At 35.3% G+C, this 19,750-nt stretch carries 24 protein-coding genes; 20 read left to right on the top strand and 4 right to left on the bottom strand.

Annotated elements, in window-relative coordinates; all coding sequences use genetic code 11:
- Positions 1 to 6 precede the first annotated feature (6 nt).
- The 5 genes from NYQ66_RS17190 (at position 7) to NYQ66_RS17170 (ending at position 5,504) form a co-directional block, all read left to right on the top strand.
- Positions 7 to 906, top strand: coding sequence for an RluA family pseudouridine synthase (locus NYQ66_RS17190; RefSeq protein WP_259871249.1), 900 nt, complete (start codon positions 7 to 9; stop codon positions 904 to 906).
- 159 nt (positions 907 to 1,065) lie between these two features.
- Complete coding sequence (locus NYQ66_RS17185) at positions 1,066 to 1,359, top strand: hypothetical protein (RefSeq protein WP_259871247.1); 294 nt, start codon at positions 1,066 to 1,068, stop codon at positions 1,357 to 1,359.
- Positions 1,360 to 1,619: 260 nt separating this feature from the next.
- Positions 1,620 to 2,615 carry a BMP family ABC transporter substrate-binding protein gene (locus tag NYQ66_RS17180; protein ID WP_259871245.1) on the top strand — a complete coding sequence of 332 codons (996 nt, stop codon included), beginning with the start codon at positions 1,620 to 1,622 and terminating at the stop codon, positions 2,613 to 2,615.
- Between the two features lie 18 nt (positions 2,616 to 2,633).
- The gene (locus tag NYQ66_RS17175; RefSeq protein ID WP_259871244.1) at positions 2,634 to 4,421 is read left to right on the top strand and encodes an ATP-binding protein; all 1,788 of its coding nucleotides are present in this window, start codon (positions 2,634 to 2,636) and stop codon (positions 4,419 to 4,421) included.
- 228 nt (positions 4,422 to 4,649) lie between these two features.
- A complete protein-coding gene (locus NYQ66_RS17170) occupies positions 4,650 to 5,504 on the top strand; it encodes an SAM hydrolase/SAM-dependent halogenase family protein (RefSeq protein WP_259871242.1) in 855 nt (284 codons plus the stop codon).
- 63 nt (positions 5,505 to 5,567) lie between these two features.
- Here the strand turns inward: NYQ66_RS17170 and NYQ66_RS17165 are convergent, their stop codons facing one another.
- Entirely contained in the window at positions 5,568 to 5,744 is a 177-nt protein-coding gene (locus NYQ66_RS17165; RefSeq protein WP_259871240.1) for a hypothetical protein, read from the bottom strand.
- A gap of 132 nt (positions 5,745 to 5,876) precedes the next feature.
- Here NYQ66_RS17165 and NYQ66_RS17160 point away from each other — a divergent pair, with 132 nt between their 5' ends.
- The 6 genes from NYQ66_RS17160 (at position 5,877) to NYQ66_RS17135 (ending at position 8,595) form a co-directional block, all read left to right on the top strand.
- Positions 5,877 to 6,014, top strand: coding sequence for a hypothetical protein (locus NYQ66_RS17160; RefSeq protein ID WP_259871531.1), 138 nt, complete (start codon positions 5,877 to 5,879; stop codon positions 6,012 to 6,014).
- A gap of 15 nt (positions 6,015 to 6,029) precedes the next feature.
- Entirely contained in the window at positions 6,030 to 6,212 is a 183-nt protein-coding gene (locus NYQ66_RS17155; protein ID WP_259871239.1) for a hypothetical protein, read from the top strand.
- Entirely contained in the window at positions 6,193 to 6,441 is a 249-nt protein-coding gene (locus tag NYQ66_RS17150) for a hypothetical protein (RefSeq protein ID WP_259871238.1), read from the top strand. The genes NYQ66_RS17155 and NYQ66_RS17150 overlap by 20 nt, the downstream gene beginning before the upstream one ends.
- Before the next feature lie 107 nt (positions 6,442 to 6,548).
- The gene (locus NYQ66_RS17145) at positions 6,549 to 6,980 is read left to right on the top strand and encodes a BrxA/BrxB family bacilliredoxin (protein WP_272479893.1); all 432 of its coding nucleotides are present in this window, start codon (positions 6,549 to 6,551) and stop codon (positions 6,978 to 6,980) included.
- 79 nt (positions 6,981 to 7,059) lie between these two features.
- The gene (locus NYQ66_RS17140) at positions 7,060 to 8,019 is read left to right on the top strand and encodes an aromatic acid exporter family protein (RefSeq protein ID WP_259871237.1); all 960 of its coding nucleotides are present in this window, start codon (positions 7,060 to 7,062) and stop codon (positions 8,017 to 8,019) included.
- Between the two features lie 72 nt (positions 8,020 to 8,091).
- Positions 8,092 to 8,595 (top strand): L,D-transpeptidase, encoded by a 504-nt coding sequence (locus NYQ66_RS17135; RefSeq protein WP_259871236.1) that lies wholly within the window; start codon positions 8,092 to 8,094, stop codon positions 8,593 to 8,595.
- A gap of 56 nt (positions 8,596 to 8,651) precedes the next feature.
- Here the strand turns inward: NYQ66_RS17135 and prli42 are convergent, their stop codons facing one another.
- Positions 8,652 to 8,753, bottom strand: a complete 102-nt coding sequence (prli42, locus tag NYQ66_RS17130) for a stressosome-associated protein Prli42 (protein WP_259871234.1) — start codon at positions 8,751 to 8,753, stop codon at positions 8,652 to 8,654.
- 141 nt (positions 8,754 to 8,894) lie between these two features.
- On the opposite strand from prli42, the gene NYQ66_RS17125 reads away from it, so the two are divergent.
- The 6 genes from NYQ66_RS17125 (at position 8,895) to NYQ66_RS17100 (ending at position 15,961) form a co-directional block, all read left to right on the top strand.
- Complete coding sequence (locus NYQ66_RS17125; protein ID WP_259871233.1) at positions 8,895 to 10,541, top strand: acyl-CoA mutase large subunit family protein; 1,647 nt, start codon at positions 8,895 to 8,897, stop codon at positions 10,539 to 10,541.
- A gap of 1 nt (position 10,542) precedes the next feature.
- The gene (locus tag NYQ66_RS17120; protein WP_259871231.1) at positions 10,543 to 10,977 is read left to right on the top strand and encodes a cobalamin B12-binding domain-containing protein; all 435 of its coding nucleotides are present in this window, start codon (positions 10,543 to 10,545) and stop codon (positions 10,975 to 10,977) included.
- A gap of 40 nt (positions 10,978 to 11,017) precedes the next feature.
- On the top strand, positions 11,018 to 12,136 hold the full coding sequence (locus NYQ66_RS17115) for a M20/M25/M40 family metallo-hydrolase (protein WP_259871230.1): 1,119 nt from the start codon (positions 11,018 to 11,020) through the stop codon (positions 12,134 to 12,136).
- 133 nt (positions 12,137 to 12,269) lie between these two features.
- Positions 12,270 to 13,499 (top strand): DNA polymerase IV, encoded by a 1,230-nt coding sequence (locus tag NYQ66_RS17110; protein WP_259871229.1) that lies wholly within the window; start codon positions 12,270 to 12,272, stop codon positions 13,497 to 13,499.
- 511 nt (positions 13,500 to 14,010) lie between these two features.
- Positions 14,011 to 15,264: an aminopeptidase gene (locus tag NYQ66_RS17105; protein WP_259871228.1), complete on the top strand. Its 1,254-nt coding sequence runs from the start codon at positions 14,011 to 14,013 to the stop codon at positions 15,262 to 15,264.
- A 205-nt stretch (positions 15,265 to 15,469) separates the two neighbouring features.
- Positions 15,470 to 15,961, top strand: coding sequence for a hypothetical protein (locus NYQ66_RS17100; protein ID WP_259871227.1), 492 nt, complete (start codon positions 15,470 to 15,472; stop codon positions 15,959 to 15,961).
- 209 nt (positions 15,962 to 16,170) lie between these two features.
- On the opposite strand, the gene rnz is transcribed toward NYQ66_RS17100, so the two are convergent.
- Together rnz and NYQ66_RS17090 are read right to left on the bottom strand one after the other, a co-directional pair.
- Complete coding sequence (rnz, locus tag NYQ66_RS17095; RefSeq protein ID WP_259871226.1) at positions 16,171 to 17,109, bottom strand: ribonuclease Z; 939 nt, start codon at positions 17,107 to 17,109, stop codon at positions 16,171 to 16,173.
- Positions 17,110 to 17,146: 37 nt separating this feature from the next.
- Positions 17,147 to 17,899 (bottom strand): glycerophosphodiester phosphodiesterase, encoded by a 753-nt coding sequence (locus tag NYQ66_RS17090; RefSeq protein WP_259871225.1) that lies wholly within the window; start codon positions 17,897 to 17,899, stop codon positions 17,147 to 17,149.
- Positions 17,900 to 18,192: 293 nt separating this feature from the next.
- On the opposite strand from NYQ66_RS17090, the gene NYQ66_RS17085 reads away from it, so the two are divergent.
- The 3 genes from NYQ66_RS17085 to NYQ66_RS17075 all read left to right on the top strand — a co-directional run bounded on the left by NYQ66_RS17085 (position 18,193) and on the right by NYQ66_RS17075 (position 19,648).
- Positions 18,193 to 18,993 carry an SDR family NAD(P)-dependent oxidoreductase gene (locus NYQ66_RS17085; protein WP_259871224.1) on the top strand — a complete coding sequence of 267 codons (801 nt, stop codon included), beginning with the start codon at positions 18,193 to 18,195 and terminating at the stop codon, positions 18,991 to 18,993.
- 92 nt (positions 18,994 to 19,085) lie between these two features.
- Positions 19,086 to 19,418: an iron-sulfur cluster biosynthesis family protein gene (locus NYQ66_RS17080; RefSeq protein WP_259871223.1), complete on the top strand. Its 333-nt coding sequence runs from the start codon at positions 19,086 to 19,088 to the stop codon at positions 19,416 to 19,418.
- The gene (locus NYQ66_RS17075; RefSeq protein ID WP_259871221.1) at positions 19,415 to 19,648 is read left to right on the top strand and encodes a YqkE family protein; all 234 of its coding nucleotides are present in this window, start codon (positions 19,415 to 19,417) and stop codon (positions 19,646 to 19,648) included. Before NYQ66_RS17080 ends, NYQ66_RS17075 begins: the two co-directional genes overlap by 4 nt.
- The last annotated feature ends 102 nt before the right edge of the window (positions 19,649 to 19,750 follow it).

The following is a 19,750-nucleotide window of genomic DNA, read 5'->3' as shown; positions in this document are numbered from 1 at the left end:
CTGAACATGAAAAAAAAGTTCACCAATACAAAGCAACCAACAAATACACTGGAATATAGCGTGCAAAACGAGTCAGAACTACTCCCCTTCTTACTAGAGGTACTTTCGAGTAAAAGCCGAAATAAAGTGAAGTCTATGTTAACGAGAGGACAAGTTTCAGTTGAAGATAAAACCATCACAGCCCACAATTACAAACTTTTACCCGGATTTACCGTTTCCATTCAAAAAAATAAGGCTGCCAAAATAACAGATTTTACAGGACTCACCATTCTCTATGAGGATCAAGATGTAATTGTTATTGACAAGCAAGCAGGGTTACTGACCGTTGCAACTGATAAAGAAAAAGAAATGACAGCATACAGACAACTGATGGATTATGTTCGTCAAAAACAGCCGAAAAATAGAATATTTATTGTCCATCGTCTTGACCGTGATACTTCAGGGGTCATGATGTTTGCCAAGAATGAAAAAGTAAAACAATTATTGCAAAATGCATGGAAAGAAAAAGTGAAAGACCGTATTTATATAGCTTTAGTGGAAGGAGCAATCACAAAGCAGGAGGGAACGATTAACTCTTGGTTGAAACAAAGTAAAACACTAAAGATGCTTTCAAGTAATAAACCAAATGGGGGACAACAAGCTGTAACACGTTATAAAGTGCTGCAATCCAATAAAAGTCGAACACTACTTGAAGTCCAATTAGAGACTGGTCGAAAGAATCAGATTCGTGTACACATGGAATCAATCGGTCATCCAATTGTAGGTGATAAGAAATACGGAGCAAAGGAAAATGATATCGGTAGACTTGGACTTCATGCCAAAGTATTATCATTTGAACACCCAACAACTGGAAAGACATTACAATTTGAATCAAAAGTACCCAAAGCATTTCTAAAGCCTTTTTAATAAAGGCTTTTTTGTTATCCTCACAGTTGATACATACTACGCATTAACTATCCTATCCGCTCCACAAGTGCAATTGATTCCTTTCCAAACAAAAAAGACTAGGAGAGATCTCGTCGCAGGAACCATTGTCGTTCATGTAAGAAGAGCAAAAAGTGGCAAATGTACTGCTTTAACAAGGAGATTGAAAATAGTAGGATTTCAACAGAAGATATAGATATAAATGAAAATGCTCTACGATTATTTGATCATAAAGATTGGAAGCTGATATATACATATGTGCACCGTTTTTTACATGTTTCAGGGATGGAGCGAAACAAACTAACAAATCAAGTTGCATCTCTTTTACTTTCTAAGTTGGATATAAATGTTCAACAATTGAATACTAGACAAGAGGAAGACCTGCTACTATCTTTATACCTGAATCTTAAAGAGGAGTGGGACTTTGAACTATAAGTCATTTTTCACAAAGCAAAAAGCCCTAATACTGTGCTGTTTTGCTTTTTTTTTTGCATGGATGGAAGTTTAACAAAGATAGTAATCATTTCAAAATTTTGCGTATTGCTACAATCTAATCTTTTACATATTAATGCAATATGAATCCTTCGTATTGCGATACAATGTCGAAAATAGTAGAATTTTGATGTTTTTTATATAATTTTAATAGATTTTTAGGTATAATCGTAGAAGGAAATTTATTGTAAAGGAGAATTAGAATGCAGCAATCTAAACAACTGAGAACAATCTTACTATTTGCAACGATTGTTGTTTCATTTTTGATTGTGTTGATCGCTTTAAAATCACAAGAGATAATGAATACATTTAATATAGGTGCTCAAGAAAAAGATAAAGTTGTCGTTTTAACATCAGATGTGGTAAACGACCAAAGTTGGGGCGGTTTAGCGTACAAAGGTAAAATAATGATGGAAGAACAATTTCCTATTAATGTTCAATTTACGAGCGACCTCGACACGGATGAAAAAATGGAACAGGCCTTAGAGAAAGTCTTAAAAAACGAACCAGATGTGATTATTGGACATGGTCGTGAGTTTTCCCCTCTCTTTACAAAATTTTCACCAAACTATGCAGATACCCAGTTTGTAACAATTCATGGTGATGCTGTTCATGATAATCAATCAGTCTATACATTTGATCAGAATGAAATCGAATATATTGCTGGTATCATGGCTGCTTTAAAGACAAACTCGAATAAGGTAGGGTTAATTGATGTAGATGAAGCTAGAAGTAAAAATCAAGGGTTTGAAAAAGGATTACTATATTATAATTCGAAAATTGAATTCTACTATGAATATGTTGGAAGTAGAGATGATGGTATCAAGGCTACGCAGATTCTGAAAGATATGATTGATGATGGTGTAGATGTTATCTATTCTAAAGGTAATGCTTATAACCAAGCTGTTATCAATTATGCAAAAGAAAGAGATGTTTACGTTATAGGTTATTTAGAAGATCAATCTTATATGGCAGAAAATATCGTTCTTACCAGTGTTTTAAATGATGTACCACAGGCTTATATAGCAATCCTGCAAGATTACTATAGTACGTCTGGGATCCCTTCTGGAAAAGTCATGTTACATGAAGAAGATGGTGTATACAAATTGGCTCCATATGGACCGATGTTTACCGAAGACGAATTAATTTATATAGAATCAGAGATTGATCGTGTGAATAGAGAAAGATTATCATTTTAGATTAAAGGAGAACTTGTTATGAAGTACACATTACAAAAGTTATCGTTTCGCAACAAGATCTTAACAATTCTCCTATTCATTACGGTATTATTTAGTATTTTTGCACTAATTCTCGTTCACTCCATAGGAAAAGTGAGTGATGTAACATCGGAAATAAAAGATGACAACATTCCTGAAATCGTGTGGTTAACCTATTGGGAAAAAGAATTAGATATAAAAGAATACATGGTAACTAGTTACATGCGAAATGATTTTCAGAATGGATTTATGGAAGTTTACGAAAAGAATGAATTAGAGAGTAATAAAGAAATGGTAGAAAAGTATGGAGAAGTTCCTGAATCGGTAGAAAGGTTCGAAAGAGATATTAACCTATTAGACTTTACTATATTAGGTAAGGTTCAAGGCATGCTGAAATTTGATAACATTGCAACAACTAAAAAAGTTATTGATGAAGAATATATTCCAAAACTTCAATCTTTAAGAGAAGATATAATTGATAGTAAACAATTCGAATACGTTCTTTTAGAAGAAAATACGAATAGATTTCCTCAAATCATTGAACAATCTTTATGGTACCTTTTCATTTTATTAATAGGTGCAATTATTTTATCGATAGTCACTTCATATCGAATCAGTTCGAGTTTAACGAAACCACTTGATCAGATGGTTAATAAGGTAAATACAATAGCAAATGGTCACTATGGGTTAACTTTGAAACAAACCAAGCAAATAGAACTACAACATTTAACTAAATCTATTAATACGATGTCAGTGAGTTTAGAAGAGTCCTTTAATAAAATATGGACCGATAAACTAAAAACAGAACAAATTCTTAATTCTTTACCGGTCGGAATTATAACATTTGAAGCCAATAATGAGTACTACGTAAATAGTTCAGCTAGAAACTTACTTCAACTTAATACTCCAGACTTTGATTTAGATCAGGTTGGAACTGAAAAAGAAAATAAAGAATTTTGGAATATACTAAAAGACGGTGTGATTTGTCATAATAAAAAAATTGATTATGTTAGGAATGGAACGGTTTATCACTTCATGGTTTCTCAAACGAAAATGAATAACCTTGAAAATGTGAAAATCGGACAAATTTTCTATTTTATAGATATAACAGAATTGGAAATAATAACAAAGCGAATGCATCAATCGGAGAAATTAGCATTAGTTGGAGAAATGGCAGCTGTTTCAGCTCACGAAATTCGTAATCCTTTATCTGTTATTTATGGGTTTATTTCATTAATGAATAAATCGTTACTAGATGAAGATAGAAACAAGTTTCATATCCCATTACTGATGAAGGAAATTGAACGATTGAACGCTATTGTGGAAGAAATGCTGTTGATGGCAAAGCCAAGTCCTCCTGATATAAGTAGTGTAGAAGTAAGCAGGGTTATAGATGAAATTTTACCTTTGATAAATAATTCATCACGAATTAGATTTGAAGTGAAGGTTGACTCAGCTTCCGTTTTAGCGGACGCCAAGCAGATGAAACAGGTGTTGCTTAACTTATTACGTAACAGTGTTGATGCGATAAAAGATGAAGGTGAAATTTCGGTTACTTCTATCATCAAAGGTGATCGATACCAATTATATATAAAAGATAACGGTAAAGGTATACCAGATTATATCCAAGCTAAAATGTTTGAGCCATTCTCAAGCTCCAAGAATAATGGGACAGGTTTAGGTCTTAATATTGTGCAAAGAATTATGGAAGCCCATAACGGTTCAATTGAGTTGGTAACAACATCGAGCGAAGGTACAGAATTTTTAATCGAGCTTCCATTGGAGTAATAGGTAATAGTTACCCCTTAGTTCATATCCTATTTATTAAGGGTATGAACTTTTTTATGAGTAAAAGGCAATGCAGGGATTTAAGTTTATCCAATCGAAATAATACTAATAATATTCTGTGAAATAAATATATTAATGGATGAATGTTGGTGGTCTTGCATACAATTATTACTTACAGAGGAAAACGTTTTGAAAGTAAGAGAAGTTCATGAAGAAGGGAGTTTATGGATGACTAACGCATTAGTTTTGCAATCAGACTTTGGAGTGAGTGATGGTGCTGTGAATGCAATGAAAGGTGTTGCTTACTCCGTTGAAAACACAATTTCAATATTTGATTTAACACATGATATACCTGTTTTTAATGTGTGGGAGGCGTCCTATCGACTAATTCAGACAGTCAATTATTGGCCTAAAGAAACAGTATTTGTATCTGTTGTGGACCCGGGTGTAGGTACGGATCGGGAGAGTGTTGTTGTTAAGACGTTATCTGATCAATATATTGTAACGCCAAATAATGGAACATTAACACATATTGCGAAAGAAATTGGGATAAAAGAGATACGTGAAATTGATGAAGAAGTAAATCGATTACCTCATTCAGGTGCTTCGCATACGTTCCACGGACGGGATATATACGCATACACTGGCGCTAGACTTGTGGCTGGTGTTATAGAATTTAAACAAGTAGGACCAAACTTGCCTATTAGTTCTATAAAAATGTTACCTATTATACAAGCCGGTGTGCAGGACGATACATTAATCGGTATGGTTGATATCTTGGATATTCGATTCGGAAACCTTTGGACTAACCTGAGTCGCAAAGATCTTGAGGGGATGGATATTCGTTATGGTGATATGCTATCCATCGTAATCAAAAGAGAGAACAAAGTCGTTTACGAGGGTACGATGCTATATGGGCGATCATTCGCAGATAGTAACGTTGGCCATCCGCTTGTGTATGTTAATTCGCTAGATAATCTGGGTGTAGCGTTAAATCAGGAATCATTTGCAAATAAATATCGAATAGAATCTGGTGTGGATTGGAAAATTATAATAAAAAAAGTGAATACAAACATGAAGTAGGCGTTATTTTAGATATAAAGTAGTTCATTTAAGGCAGTAACGATCAATAAAGCATTTCAAGCTTTATTGATCGCTCGTATTCCAAGTTTTGCCCTCCACGTTATGTTCGACAATTTCTTTCTCGAATTCCGTTAGACTGTGATTCGCTTCTGATTCTTTTAAATTAATCTCCTCATCCATTACCTGATTCAATTCATCTATAGTATGCGTTAATTCATTATTTTTCTTTTTAACATTCATGACTTGACCCCTCCTGTTTTTCCTATTCTTTACTGTTATTTTTTAAATATGAGTAAGTTAACGTAACATTTTTTACCTTGTCTATAGAAGATTTTTCTTCACAAACTATAAACAAGAAAGGAGATGGAATACGTGCGTAAAAGAAAAGGACAGAAACACGCAGCACTAACGAATAATAAAACTCCAAAAGAAAGCATACCAGATACTGACATTCTTTTTAATCGTAGTAATCATAATAGACCTAAGGATGGCCCAGGTTCTAAAGGATAATCGGAGGGTTAGCTAATGAATAAGGATTCCTATTTTTTAAATAAGAAAAAGGCGTCTAACGGTGATGTGCTCCGTATTGAACATCAGATTACTTATCCTGGACAAGAGGAATTTAATCTGCGAAATGTTTCATTTTCACTAGGAGAAAATAAGTATTTTACAACAAATATGGAGGAAAATGATTCAAATGAAGCGTGAACACAGAAAAAAGTCTAATAAGAAAAAACAACACGCTTTTTCAGAAGAATTATCAGATGGTGGAGAAAGAAATAACCAAATAAAAAGAAATCAAAATCAAATTGTGGTGGACTTTAAAAGCAGTTGGAACAACAACTGCTTTTTTACATTACATAAAAAAGAAGGTAGCGCAAAACGTGTCGATAAACATACTGGTCGCGCGATTTTTGCGGTTGCCCGGGAAATATAAAAAATAAATCGCAATCATTGTTCAAAATTGAAAGTACTTGATAAAATTGGTACTATGGGTTTAGAAGGAAATCAAGCGCATGGATACTTAAAATAGGAGTGATTAGAATGGATTTTAATCTTTTTATGAATGACGTAGTAAATAGTGCACGTAAAGATATTCAAGAGGCTGGTTATAAAGAATTGACGACACCTGAAGAAGTGGATCAAGCATTCGCTGAAAAAGGAACAACACTTGTAATGATTAATTCAACATGTGGATGTGCAGGAGGAGTAGCTCGTCCTGCAGCTGCCAATGCAATTCATTTTGATAAAAGACCAGATCATTTAGTCACCGTCTTTGCTGGACAAGACAGAGAAGCGACAGAGAGAGCGAGAGGGTATTTCGAAGGTTATCCACCATCTTCTCCTTCTTTCGCATTATTAAAAGATGGAAAAATCGTGACAATGGTAGAACGCCATGATATTGAAGGATTTGGACCAGTGGATGTAGTAAATCGATTGCAAAATATATTTAATGAACATTGTGCAGAAGTTTAAAAGAAATGATCCCTTGTTTTCACTATGTAGCAAGGGATTTTTTTATATAAAATTTTCGCGTGATAAGGAGTAGTCATAAGTGAGAATTGGTTACAGAACGATAAAAACGGCTATTGGAACACCACTGGCAATTTGGTTAGCTGAATTATTACAGTTAGATCATTCTGTTTCAGCGGGAATCATAACACTGTTATGCATTCAACCCACACGAAAGCGTTCGTTTCAGAGTTCATGGCATCGGTTTGGCGCTTGTTTATTAGCGATGTTATTCTCTACAATTATCTTTGAACTCATAGGTTATCAACCGTTATCGATTGGTATATTACTTTTATTATTTATCCCAACTACCGTAAAGCTTCATTTATCACCAGGCATTGTCACGAGTTCCGTTATTTTGCTTCATTTCTACACTGCAGAGCAGGTGACACTGCATTTATTCATAAATGAGTTATTAATCATTACGATTGGGATTGGAATTGCATTACTACTAAATCTATATATGCCTAGTCTTGAAACGAACCTAAAACAAATGCAAGAACAAGTAGAAAAAAACTTCAGCATCATACTTAGAGAAATTGCTATTTACTTGCGCGAAGGCAAACAAACCTGGACAGGTAAAGAAATAACAGAAACCGAGAACCTGTTAGATAAAGCGGAAAGAACGGTGGTACGTGATTTGGAGAATCATTTATTGCGAGATCGGCACCCTTTTTATGATTACTTTATCATGAGAAAAAAGCAATTTGATTTGCTTAAACGAATGCTACCATTGGTGAGTCAAATGTCAGGCTTATATGAGCAGTCCTACAAAATGGCAAATCTGTTTGAGGAATTAGCAGATGCAATTCATCCAGGAAACACTGCGATTATTCATCTTAAAACTGTCCGATCGTTAAAACAAGCATTTGAGGAAGACGACTTGCCGAAAACAAGGCAAGAATTTGAGACACGTGCTAATTTATTTCGACTATTACATGAAATAGAGCAATATTTAATATTAAAAAAGAATAGTACCCCTCGATACAAATTGAGGGTTTAATTTGCAGAAAACTAAATGAAAATAGCTCTTTCTGGAGAAGCTAATTAAAAAGCTTAATTTGGAGGAGTTTTAATGAAATTTATTTCGATTATGATCGTGCTATTTCTTTCTCCATTATGGCCATTAGGCGAAAATCCAGCTCCCAATGCACCTTTTTTAATTGTAAAAAAGCAAACAAATCAGATAGCATATGTGGATGACCGTGAAATTCAAAACGTGTATCGTGTAGCCACTGGTGCAACCAATGAACTGACCCCTAATGGTCTTCATACCATTACCGTAAAAGCGAAGGAACCGTATTATCGCAAGAAAAATATCCCTGGTGGTTCGCCAGACAATCCTTTAGGTTCGCGGTGGATTGGATTCGATGCAGAAGATACGGATGGTAGAATATATGGTGTCCATGGAACAAACAAACCAGAGTCAATTGGCGCTAATGTTTCAGCAGGATGTATCCGAATGATGAATGAGAACGTAGAAGTTTTATTTGATCGAATACCAATAGGCACAAAAATTCTTATCACAGAGTCTGAAGAGGATTTTACAACTATAGCAAAGCAATATAATGCGATGTAATAAAAAAGACTGTATATTATGTTAGATAATATACAGTCTTTTGTTTGTTTTTAATGTTAGAGAAAAGCAGCTAAACCAGCAGTAAAAGTTGATAATATCATTGCAATAATCATTATATAAACGATAACTTTAATTCTTTTTTGACGTTTTGTTGCCATCTGATAATCCTCCTTCAGTAAAGCACTTTACTACTTGTATTTTACCTAAAAAAGTTGAAATGGACAAGTCAAATAAAAAAATTCTAAGATATGGCACGTGTGAATAGAATAAGATAAAGAGGATAGTAAGGAGGAATTATTTTGAATGAGATAGAGAATAAACGTCATCAAATAGATTATTCGGGCGGAGACGAATTTCAAAAAAAACCTTACTTTACACCTTCAAATATCCCAATAAGAAACTGTTATCACCCTAACATAAAGGATCAAGCATTTTATAAAAAAATAGGTTTTCCAGGGAGTTATCCATACACAAGAGGGATTTACGATTCTATGTATCGAAGTAAATTATGGTCCATTAGACAATATGCAGGATTTGGCTCCGCTAGTCAAACAAATGAAAGATTTCAGTACTTGCTAAGTGAAGGTCAAGATGCTCTATCTGTAGCATTTGATTTACCTACCCAACTTGGACTAGATTCAGACCATCCATTAGCAAAAGGTGAAGTTGGAAAAGTAGGGGTATCGATTGACTCCCTTTACGACATGGAACTTTTATTTAAAGACATCCCGCTTGATCAGATGCGTACATCAATGACGATAAATGCTCCTGCAATTATCTTATATTGTATGTATATAGCGATCGCTGAAAAGCGGAAAACACCACTCCAATCTATAGCAGGTACGATTCAAAATGACATTTTAAAAGAGTATATTGCCCGTGGCACCTATATTTATCCCCCGAAAGACTCCACTCGTCTAACCATTGATTTAATCATTTATGCACAAAAACATACACCAAAAATACATCCAATTAGTATTTCTGGCTACCATATTCGAGAGGCAGGAGCAAACGCTGTCCAGGAATTAGCATATACCTTTGCGAATGCAATCACCTATTTGGACGAAGCGATAAAGCATGGAGTATCCATTGATAGCATTGCACCGAGGGTATCTTTTTTCTTTAGTTCTGATACTAATTTCTTTGAAGAGATTGCTAAGTTTAGAGCTGCGAGAAGAATTTGGGCAAATCTGGTAAAAGAACGCTATGTTCCGAATGATCCGAAAAGTTGCCAGTTACGTTTTCACACGCAGACAGCAGGATCAACATTAACGGAACAAGAGCCTGAAAACAATATAATTAGAGTGACGTTGCAAGCATTAGCTGCAGTTCTAGGTGGTACCCAAAGTCTCCACACGAATGCATTGGATGAAGCGGAGGCTTTACCAAATGAAACTACAGCTAGAATTGCTTTAAGGACACAACAAATCATTGCATTTGAATCTGGGGTTAGTGATACCACTGACCCATTAGGTGGATCGTATTTTATAGAAGATCTAACAGACGAAATGGAAGAGCTTGTAACAAGTAAAGTAAGCGAAATACTTGAAATGGGTGGCGCCATACGTGCAGTAGAAAATGGATATTACCAACGCGAAATCCAACAAGCTGCATATCAAACACACAAAAAAATGGAAGCGCGTGAAAAAATAGTAGTAGGTGCTAATAAATCTAACCAAAAAAACGCTTCTCTTTTTTCCACTATTTCTTATGGGAAACAAAATGAACAACAGGATAACTATCAGATAGATACATTATATGCTATTAAAAAAAGAAGAAATGAGATAAAAGTTTTGAAAAGTCTGAGAGAATTAAGAGAGGCTGCTACTGAAGAAATAAATGTAGTCCCCTATGTACTACAAGCGGTTAAATCCTATTGTACTGTTGGTGAAATTAGTGATGTATTTCGAGAAGTTTTTGGAGAATATACAGGAGAGCTTGAATAAAATGTCTTCCATTCGTATTTTGATTGGTAAAGTTGGCTTAGATGGACATAATCGTGGCGCGCTAGTACTTGCAGAGGCTTTAAGAGAGAATGAGATGGAAGTAATATATTCAGGCTTACGTCAAACTCCTGAGCAAATAGTGAAAAAAGCAATAGCGCATAACGTTCATATTATTGGCCTATCGAGTATGGCAGGTGCTCATCGGCACATATTTCCTCAAGTGTTAGAAGAACTTAAAATGCGTGGAATAACAAATGTACCTGTGATTGGTGGCGGTATTATTCCAGCGTGTGATCTTTCTTTTTTATTCGATCAAGGAGTATCAAGAATCTTTACTCGCTCTGATTCGATAGACGAGATTGTGAAAGGGATTCAATCCATTGTAATTACGTGTCAAAAGGACAGAAAGATTGACAGGAAGGAAACGATTCGCTAACGTACTAATTAATTGCGAAATAATTGGAGGTAGCATTACCATGGTAAATAAAGATAGACTAGTGGATGAATTTATCGAGTTAGTAAAAATTGACTCGGAAACAACAGAAGAAGCTGCGATTGCTAAGGTACTTAAAAAGAAATTTTCAGACTTAGGACTTGAAGTAGTAGAAGATGATAGTATGTCTAAGACTGGTCATGGAGCAGGGAACTTAGTATGTACGTTAAAAGGGGCATCATCAGATAAAGACACCATATACTTTACCTCTCATATGGATACAGTCGTACCTGGGAAGAATATTAAGCCGACGATTAAAGACGGTTATATTGTTACGGATGGAACCACTATTCTTGGAGCAGATGATAAAGCAGGATTGGCGGCTATGCTTGAAGCCATTCGCATTTTAAAAGAGCAAGATATTGCACATGGAGATGTTCAATTTATTATTACTGCTGGTGAAGAGTCAGGTTTAGTTGGAGCTAAAGAGCTTGATATGAGCCTTGTCAAAGCAAAATTTGGCTATGCCGTTGATAGTGATGGCCAAGTGGGAGACATTATCGTAGCAGCTCCTACACAAGCTAAAATAAATGCTTTAATAAAAGGAAAAACGGCACATGCGGGAGTTGCACCTGAAAAGGGTATATCAGCCATTACACTTGCTGCAAAATCAATTGCAAAGATGCCGCTTGGAAGAATTGATGAGGAAACCACAGCGAACATTGGCCGATTTGAAGGCGGATCAAAAACGAATATTGTATGTGATCATGTAGAGATTTTAGCGGAAGCAAGGTCACTTGTAACGGAAAAAATGGAAGCGCAAGTGGAGAAAATGAAAAAAGCTTTTGAAGAAACTGCTGCACAAATGGGTGGAAGTGTTGATGTGGATGTTAAAATTATGTACCCAGGATATAAAAGGGAAGCAGGTGACCATGTCGTAGAAATCGCCAGAAAAGCAGCATCAACAATAGGGAGAGAAAGTACACTACGACAAAGTGGTGGTGGAAGTGATGCGAACGTTATTTCTGGACACGGTATCCCAACAGTTAATTTAGCGGTAGGTTATGAGGATATTCATACTACGAATGAACGTATGCCTGTTTCAGAACTTGTGAAAATCACAGAATTAATTACGGCTATCATAAAAGAAGTAGCAAAATAGTAGTCAGAGCCAATCTATTGATAGATTGGTTCTTTTTTATCAAATCTAATAAATCTGTGATGTAATTAGATGTATGATATAATAAGCCCGAATAATAACCATTATATCAAGGGTTGACTGCGAGTGATGATAAATGGCTTACCGAATAATATTTCATGTTGATATGAATAGTTTTTATGCTTCCGTGGAAGCTGCATACAATCCCAATCTGAAAGGGAAACCTATAGCAATCGCTGGTAACCCGGAAGAAAGAAAAGGGATTATCGTAACAAGTAGCTATGAAGCAAGGGCAAAAGGGGTAAAAACCACAATGCCTCTTTGGGAAGCAAGAAAACTTTGTCCTGACTTAATTGTGATGAGACCAAATTTTAACCGATATCGGATTGCATCAAAAGAAATGTTCAAGATATTATCCGAGGTTACACCTTATGTACAACCTGTATCTATTGATGAAGGGTACATGGATATAACTGACTGTGAGCAAAAAGGTTCACCCATTGCAATTGCTCAAGCACTGCAACAAAAAATAGCCACACAGCTTGATCTACCATGTAGCATAGGGATCGCTCCGAATAAATTTTTAGCTAAAATGGCATCCGATATGAAAAAGCCAATGGGAATTACCGTTCTAAGAAAACGAGATCTTCCTGTAAAGCTATGGCCATTACCGATTGAAGAGATGTATGGTATTGGTAAGAAAACAGCCGAGAAGCTTAATCAAATTGAGATCTTTACCATAAAAGATTTGGCGCATGCTGATCCACCTACATTAAAAAGGTTGTTAGGTATTAATGGTGAGCGTCTACAAAACCGTGCAAATGGAATAGATCCAAGTCCCGTTGATCCTGAAGCCGTTCATGATTTTAAAAGTATCGGGAGCTCTGAAACATTACCCCAAGACACTACAGATGAAAATGAAATTCGTAAGTTATTTCGGCATCTAGCTAGGAATGTGGCTAGACGTTTAAAAAGGAAACAAGCAGTAGGAAGAAATATTCAAATTATGATCCGATTTCACAATAGAAAAACAATAACGAGAAGTATGAAATTGCCCGAATTCATCGAGGACGAAGAAGAAATATTTGGTGCGGGTTATGCATTATTTGAACAACACTGGAATGGTGACCCAGTGAGATTACTAGGTATTACTATCCAAGACATTGCGGAGAAGAAGGAGATTGCGCAGCAATTAGATTTGTTTACGTATGAAGTGGATGCAAGTAAGGAAAAGCTTTATAAAGCAATTGACCAACTAACCGACAAGTTTGGGAAAAATCCTTTTATTAAGTTAAATAACCCGATCGATGATGATGAGCCTCGAACAAGCTTCCAGAAGGATTTTTTGGATGATTACAGGGATTAATTCCTTTCTATATACTAGAGAAGAAAAAGAAAACGCTCAACTTTTACAAATAACGAGTTCGGTTGAGAGGGAGAAAATTGTAATTAGTAGTACGAAAATAATTAATTTGCTAATTGAGTTAATTAACAAATTAAATATCAAGGAGATTAGCAGACCCACCATAGGTCTGTTTTTTCTTATTTCTCTGATAAATCCTTACCATATAGTGATACAATTAACTGAGAATGTAAAGGACCGATCTTAAACTAGCTAATAGTTTGTATATGTTTTTCAAAAAACATATACAAGATCTAGGTACAACCAGCCTACAAGTTTCTACAAGTAGGGGGCGAACGGTTTAGTTGATAGTATCAATGTCCCACAAGCAGTTACTTTCTACATGACCATGAAAAAAAGTAATACAGATTAGCAATCGGCTAACCTTAATACGAACGGGAAGGCTTGTTAAGTAGGTCAGGGTTCCGTAGTGAAATTATACAATTATACAAGAACATCACAGGAGAGATAATAAATGATTAAACAAATATATGAATTTATAAGTGAAGCACAGTTGAAAAAGTATGCAGAACTTGCTGTACAAGCTGGTGTAAATCTGCAAAAAAATCAATTATTGATTATTCATAGTGATATACAAAATGCTACGTTTGCACGTCTAATTCAAACTGTAGCCTACGAGGCAGGAGCTTCAAATGTATTTATAGATTGGACAGATGAACAGTCTACCAAAGAATTCTACTTAAATGCAGCAGATCGTGTCATCGATCATTTTCCTGATTGGCAGGCTGCCCGTTTTAAGGAGTGGGAGGATGCAGGTGCTGCTTACATCCATATTATTTCTGAAAACTTAGATGTCTTTAAGGATGTTTCTACAGACAGGATAAGTCGTTTCCAAAAAGCTTCTCGTACCAAATTGAGGGATCATTATGCGAAAATTAGATCCCACGAGGTACGCTGGTGTCTTCTAGTTGTCCCGTACGTTGGATGGGCAACTAAAGTATTTCCCAACCTCAGTAAAGAAGAAGCATTAGAATCATTATGGGAATTAATTTTAAAAGGATCTCGGGCAGATGGAAAAAATCCTATAAAAGATTGGGAGAGTCACAATAGAGCCTTCGAATCTCGAAAAAAAATCCTAAACGAGAGCCAATTTGAAGCCCTGCATTTTACAAATAGCCGTGGAACTGATTTATTAATTGGTCTACCTAAAAATCATCGCTATATCGGTGGGGGTGTCATAGATGAAAATGGAATACCTTTCTTTCCGAACATTCCTACGGAAGAAATATTTACTGCTCCCCATAAAAATAAGGTGAATGGCAAATTGGTAGGTACTAAACCTCTTATCTATGGGGGAAGTGTCATCGATGAATTTTATCTAATTTTTAAAGATGGACGGATTACCGACTATTATGCAGCAAAGGGACAAGAAGTGTTACAAAATCTCATGGAAACAGACGAAGGTTCACATTATCTAGGTGAAATCGCCTTGGTCTCTAATAAATCGCCTCTTGCTCAGGCAGATACTCTTTTTTACAATACCTTGTTTGATGAAAATACGGCCTGTCATATCGGAATCGGAAATGCATCTCCCTCCAATATTCAAAATGGCATGGACCAATCTGAGGAAGAGTTAAGGGCATCGGGTCTGAATACTTCACTTTTGTTAGTCAATGTGACCTTTGGTACCGAAGATATGAAAGTAGTGGGCATTAAAGAAGGTGAAACTGAAGTCGTGCTATTGAAGGATGGGGAATTCCAATTCTAAACGTCCTTAAAAACATAGAAAACTGATTTCTGGTGGATTATCCTTAGTGCTAGGTATAGTGAAAACAAACTGGGAGCATTCCTGTAACAAATAGAGATTATGGATTATGTTTGGATGTTATATTGAGTGTAATACTTTGTTTTAAATATTTGGCATAGTTTTCTATCCATTATAAGAGTATTGAAATTGATGGGCGGGTGTAAGAGTGAAAAAAATAGTTTTCATTACTTGCTTTCTGTTTATAATCACAAGTGTACTGAGCTTTATAATTCCTAATAAGGCCTATGCATGTAGCTGCATTGATGACTCCGTCGAAGAAAACTATCAAGATTCGAGCGTAGTTTTTACTGGTACACTCGTTAGTAAAGATACAGAGGGTGGAAATAAGTTTCAAGTAGATAAGGTCTGGAAAGGTGAACTACAAGATGGCTATGTGTATAGCGGTTTCTTTGGTATGTGCGGCACTGAGTTTGAAAAGGGAAGCAAATATTTAGTTTATACCTATAATCATGATGGAACGGAGGAAACAAGTCTATGTAGTGACAATAAACTTATTTCTGAGGCAAGTGCAGATATTAACAAGCTAGATCAATTAATTGAGACTGATAAAGGATCTTTCTTTCCGTATGTATTGGTGTTGATATTAACAATAACAATCATAATAGTAATATGGAGGATTAAATGGAGCAGGTCATAATAAGTGGCTATTTTGTACGAACCACATCCATCGATTCCCGACTCTACAGCTAATAGATAATTTTTAATTTATATTATACGATGCAAGAGTATAACATGAGGATTGTCAAAATGCGTTCCTTATTTAGTGGCTCTGTTAAATTATTACAATAAAAAATGGAGGAGCGAATTAGCATATTAATTCACACCTCCAAATTCCCATCTAAACTTTTATTTTTGTGAAGATTTTTTTGATAGAATCTCAAATTCATAAAAATCATGGGCAATCGTTGTTTGAGGAAAGATTGTTTGCGCTTCTTCTTTTAGATTACCTATTTGATCTTTTTGATATCTAGATGAAATATGCGTCAAGATTAGATGGTCCACATTACTTGATGAAGCTAAGGTTGCTGCCTGTTTTGTTGTTGAATGGAAATAATCATGCGCTAATTGGGCTTGACTACCTTCAAAAGTAGCTTCATGTACTAATACATCTGTATCACGAATAAATGACTGGTGATCTGGGTCATATCGTGTATCTCCAAAAATACACAGTTTCCTGCCAGGTTTGTCAGGACCAATAAAGTCTGCGCGGTAAATTATTTCACCATTGGAAAGCGTAACTTTTTCATTTTCTTTTATTTCTCTATAAATTGGTCCTGGCGTAATACCCGCATCTTTTAACTTGTCAGGTATTAATTCACCTAGAATATCTTTCTCAACCACCTTATACCCAAAGCTAGGTACACCATGCTTTAGTTGCAGTGCAAAGACTTGAAAGGACTCGTCTTCAAAAACCAGTCCATCAAAAACCTCTTGATAATTTAGAGGATAAGCGAGCTTTGTTCCACTTACTCGTAAGCTAGTCTCCACATATTCTTCTATCCCTTTTGGTCCATAGATTGTAAGGGGCGTTTCACCACTTTGGAATGAACGGCTACTTAAAAATCCTGGTAACCCGTATATATGGTCTCCGTGTAAATGAGAAATAAATATTTTATCGATTTTTCGCGGGCGAATATTCGTATGTAAGATTTGATGCTGTGTTGCTTCTCCACAATCAAATAACCAAATACTACCTAATTCTTGTAGTAATTCGAGTGCAATAGAAGATACATTTCTTTCTTTTGACGGAACTCCAGCACCTGTTCCTAAAAAATATAGCTTCATGCTAATCCTCCTAGCGTGTTGGAAACCAGCTTCATAACTATTTATCTTTTACTTGTTTTTTTTTATACTGCTCCAACGTTTTTTTGGCAACGTGCGGAACATCAGTAAATATGGCATCTACACCAAGTTTGTAACATCGCATGATTAAAGAAGGTCGGTTTACAGTATAAACAGCAACATATAAATCTTCCTTATGCGCTTTTTCTACTAAAGGTTTACTTAAGATACGGTTTCTAATATGTAAACCAGTTGCTCCTTTAGCTTTTGCGAAGGGAATTAAATCTTTAATTTTTTGTGATGTTAGGTATGCTTTCGATATAGTAGGATCTATCTTTTCCACCTTTTTTATACTTTTTGAATTAAAACTTGAGATGACAGTCCGATCTAATACATTATAAGATGCAAGTAAATCATAGACAATTTTTTCCATATCCTTGTAATCTATAACATTGTTTTTTAATTCAATATTTATTTTAAGAGGTTTATCTTTTACCCATTCTAAAAATGACTCAAGTGAAGGTACACGAGTCTGAGCATAGCGGTCAGATAACCAAGAACCAGCGTCTAACTTTTGTAATTCTTTAAATGTATAGTCTTGAACAAATCCAATTCCGTTTGTTGTCCGTCTTACATTTTCATCGTGGATCAGTACAGGTACCTGATCTTTAGTCAATTGAACATCTGTTTCGATACCGTCTGCCCCCATGTGATATGCAAGTTCAAACGCAGGCAATGTATTCTCAGGCGCTAGTTTACTAGCTCCTCTATGAGCATATACAATTGTTTCCAAAAGTCTCACCTCGTTAAGCTTATTCTTAATGATTGTGGTACATTTTATAAAAAATGTCAATTTGAAAGTAAAGTCATATCTTGTAGAATATAATTTATCTGGTAATGTAGCGTGCAACATCTTATGCATGCTCTGTTAAACAATGAATCTCATTTATATCGTTGTTATGTTCGTTCGTTTCCTTTGAAAACCTATTGACTACATAGGATAGTTAGCTGATTCAGGATAGAATATTAATGGGTTATTCTCAAAGGGTATAGTAATATGTAAATAAGAAATTCTGACAAACAAGGATGAGGAAATTGTCGAACATTCAATCAAAAAATATTATTATTACAGGTGCGTCATCAGGAATTGGTCATATGATGGCGATTCAAGTTGCTAAGCAAGGTGGAAATCCTATACTCGTAGCAAGAACAGAAGCGCGCTTAAAAAAATTACAAGAACAACTAGTAGATACATATGATGTGGACTGTCGATTTTATGTTGTAGATTTATTAGATCTACAAGCTTGGAATAACTGTTTACATAAGATAGTAGAAGACGTGCAGCAAATTGATGCCATAATCAATAATGCGGGTTTTGGAATATTTGATTATATAGAAAAATCAGACTGGAATAAGATTGAATCTATGGTTCAATTAAATATCCTTGCATTAATTCGGGCTGTGCACCAGTTGTTACCACATTTTATAGAACGTAAGCAGGGCCATATTATTAATATAGGATCACAAGCAGGTAAGATAGCGACACCTAAATCTGCTGTCTATAGTGCAACGAAGCATGCAGTAATTGGTTTTACAAATGCACTACGCCTAGAAGTTGAAGAGAAGGGGATTTTTGTTACTTCTGTAAATTTAGGGCCGGTTCGTACCAATTTCTTTGAATTAGCAGATCCTTCAGGTACCTATCAACATTCAGTTGATCGTTTTATGTTAGATCCAGAGACCGTCGCTAAAAAAGTAGTTGGTATTCTATTTACAAATAAAAGGGAAATTAACATGCCTCGCTGGATGAGTGCAGGAAGTAAAATGTATCAGTTATTTCCAAGTCTAATGGAGCGATTATTAAAGAACCAGTTTAATCGGAAGTAAATAGTAGCATGGATATAAGCAGATGATAAGCACGTCTATGGAATCTAGAACATTATCTATTTATAATGGAGATATTGGAGGGGAAAGCTTTTATGAAATTAACAATTACAAATAAAGCACTTGAGAAGGTTCGTGAAATAAGTGATGTAAAAGATAAATATATTTGGTTGTATTATGACACAGATGATTGTGGATGTGGTGTAAACGGACTGCCAACTATAAGATTAACAGAAACAACAGGTGAAGCGTTTGAATCTGTTGAGAACCAAGAATTTCATGTTATCGTTCATAAACAACAAGCGGTTTTTTTTGCAGAAAACATAACATTAGATTATGTAGGTAATACTTTTCGATTAACTAGCCCGGAAGGTATCTTAAACCCAATTATTCCTGTTCAAGATTTAATAAAGGGTGTTGAAGTATGAGTAAACGGAAGAAAGTCAAAGACGAAAATAGTAATGCATTAAGAGACAGGTTAGACTTAAATTTAGTATCACAGTTAACGGAGAAAAAAGAAAAATTAAAGAAGCAAATCGAAGAAGATCAGGAAAGAGAACGAAAACAAAAAATAGAAGAACGGAAGCAAAAGGAAGCCAATAAAAGCTTTGAAGAATTGCTTGCTGAGAGTGAGTTGGATTGGAAAAAGTATAAGTAAAAGTGTTTCTTTTAGTACACTGTATCTATATACTACGCAGCAACTTCCTTACAGTCTTTTTGGGATGAGTGCCAATATGCCGCTTCGTCAGAATGCGTCGCT

Source organism: Aquibacillus koreensis, from assembly GCF_025154055.1.
Classification (GTDB): Bacteria; Bacillota; Bacilli; order Bacillales; family Amphibacillaceae; genus Aquibacillus_C; species Aquibacillus_C koreensis.
Note: the sequence above shows the minus strand (reverse complement) of the source record. Positions and strands in the feature narration are given on the sequence as shown.